General features: G+C 69.1%; 1 protein-coding gene. It reads left to right on the top strand.

Annotation, left to right across the window (positions count from 1 at the left end):
* Nucleotides 1-838 (top strand): alkaline phosphatase family protein (locus AOK17_RS46630; protein WP_245697884.1); only part of this gene is annotated, 838 nt, incomplete at both ends.

Consider the following 838-nt stretch of genomic DNA (forward strand, 5'->3'; position numbering starts at 1 on the left):
TCACCCCCCGTCTCCTCGACCACATGCCCCACCTCAAGACCCTCGCCCAGTCCGGCTCGCAGGCCACCCTCGGCACGGTCCTGCCCGCCGTCACCTGCGCCGCCCAGTCGACGTTCCTCACCGGCACTCACCCGTCCGAACACGGCATCGTCGGCAACGGCTGGTACTTCCGCGACCTCGGCGACGTACTGCTGTGGCGCCAGCACAACGGCCTGGTGTCCGGGGACAAACTGTGGGACGCCGCCCGGCGTGCCCACCCCGGCTACACGGTCGCCAATATCTGCTGGTGGTACGCCATGGGCGCCGACACCGACATCACCATCACCCCTCGTCCGATCTACTACGCCGACGGCCGCAAGGAACCCGACTGCTACACGCGGCCCGCGGCCCTGCACGACGAACTCACCGAGAAACTCGGCACGTTCCCGCTCTTCCACTTCTGGGGTCCCGGCGCCGACCTCGTCTCCAGCCAGTGGATCATCGACGCCACCCGGCACATCATCCGCACCCGCCACCCTGACCTGACCCTCTGCTACCTCCCTCATCTCGACTACGACCTGCAGCGCTTCGGCCCCGACGACCCGCGCTCCCTGAAGGCAGCCGCCGACCTGGACGCGGCCATGGCCCCCCTTCTCGACGACGCGCGAGCCGAAGGCCGGACCGTCGTCGCCCTGTCCGAGTACGGCATCACCCGCGCGGACCGTCCCGTCGACATCAACCGCGCACTGCGCCGCGCCGGACTCCTCGAAGTGCACACGCAGGACGGTATGGAGTACCTCGACCCGATGGCCTCACGGGCCTTCGCCGTCGCCGACCACCAGATCGCCCACGTCTATGT

This window comes from Streptomyces phaeochromogenes (assembly GCF_001418655.1).
GTDB lineage: Bacteria > Actinomycetota > Actinomycetes > Streptomycetales > Streptomycetaceae > Streptomyces > Streptomyces phaeochromogenes.